Raw genomic sequence first — 1,659 nt, forward strand, 5'->3', positions numbered from 1 at the left:
CCTCGCGCTTTCGCGAGGTGGGGTGTCCGAGGCTTGATCAAATAAGCGGAGAGTGCTCCTGACCTGCAACGATGGGACTTGTCTAGGGTCCTGTTGGCTGCACGGAAAGAAGCACTCTCCAGGTGAAGAAGCGTATCGGGTCGTACCCGTGTGTTCGCATCGAGGGCGGCGGCCGGACGGTGGTCTCGCAGGCCGGGGGCGTGCTGCTGGTCGAGACCGTCCGCAAGGCCGGCCTGGACACCGCGATATCCGCGGCGCTGACGCCGTGGCGGAAGGCCCGGGCGGTGCACGATCCGGGCAAGATCCTGCTGGACGTGGCTCTGGCGGTCGCGCTGGGCGGGGACTGCCTCGCGGATGTCGGCATGCTGCGGGCCGAGCCGGCCGTGTTCGGACCGGTCGCCTCCGACCCGACCGTCTCCCGCCTCATCGACACCCTCGCAGCCTCCGGGGACAAAGCCCTGCGGGCCATCCGCGCCGCGCGGGCTGAAGTCCGCCGGCATGTCTGGCGGCTGGCCGGCCGCAAAGCGCCTGATGCGGACGGGACGGTGACCGTGGACCTCGACGGGGTGCTGGTGGTCGCACACTCCGACAAGGAGGACGCCGCACCCACCTGGAAGAGAACCTACGGCCACCACCCGCTGATGGGGTTCGTCGACCACGGGCCGGGCGGCACGGGTGAGCCGGTCGCGGCCCTGCTCAGAGCAGGGAACGCGGGGTCGAACACGGCCACCGACCACATCACCGCCGCCGGCCTGGCCCTGGCCCAGCTGCCGAAGGAGTACCGGCGCGGGCGCCGGACCCTGATCCGCACCGATTCCGCGGGCGGCACCCACGACTTCGTCGCCTGGCTCGCGAAGCGGGGCCGGTGGCTGTCCTACTCGGTCGGCATGGTGATCACCGAGGCGGTCCACCAGCATGTGCTGAAGGTCCCGGCGTCGGCCTGGGCGGCGGCCGTCGAGGCGGACGGCGAGATCCGTGACGGTGCCTGGGTCGCCGAGCTCACCGGCGACGTTCTGGACGGCTGGCCCAAGGGCATGCGGCTGATCGTCAGGAAGGAACGGCCGCACCCCGGAGCACAGTTGAGGCTCACGGACGCGGACGGCATGCGGCTGACCTGTTTCGCCACCAACTCCTTTGGCCGGCCGATCGCCGAACTCGAGCTGCGTCACCGGCTGCGGGCCCGGGCCGAGGACCGCATCCGTGCCGCCCGGGCCACCGGCCTGCGCAACCTGCCCCTGCACCGCACGGCCCAGAACCGGGTCTGGCTGGAGATCGTCCAGATCGCCCTCGACCTGCTGGCCTGGATGCCGATGCTCGCGCTGACCGGCCCGGCCAGGCTCTGGGAACCCCGCCGCCTGCGGCTCCGCCTGTTCTCCGCGGCCGGACAGCTCGTGACCACCGGCCGCCGGCGGATCCTCCGCCTGGCCCGGCACTGGCCCTTCACCGGTCACATCACCGCAGCCCTCGACCGGCTCGCACTCCTGCCGAACCCCGGATGACCAGCGGATTCACCCGACCCTACGAGAGAACCTCCAGCCGGAGCAGTGGAACCCGGCGTCCACCCGAGACGACACTCGGGACCTCAGCCTGCCCCGCCACAGCCCACGGTACGAAAACGGTCCACCGACTCCGTCGGCGGACCGTCATGCAAGATCGAGG

At 71.2% G+C, this 1,659-nt stretch carries 1 protein-coding gene; it reads left to right on the forward strand.

Annotated features, from left to right (window positions below):
• Nucleotides 1-122 precede the first annotated feature (122 nt).
• Entirely contained in the window at nt 123-1,499 is a 1,377-nt protein-coding gene (locus AB0N63_RS36105; RefSeq protein WP_365536252.1) for an IS1380 family transposase, read from the forward strand.
• The last annotated feature ends 160 nt before the right edge of the window (nt 1,500-1,659 follow it).

The organism is Streptomyces sp. NPDC093260 (assembly GCF_040683715.1).
In the GTDB taxonomy this organism is placed as follows: domain Bacteria; phylum Actinomycetota; class Actinomycetes; order Streptomycetales; family Streptomycetaceae; genus Streptomyces; species Streptomyces sennicomposti.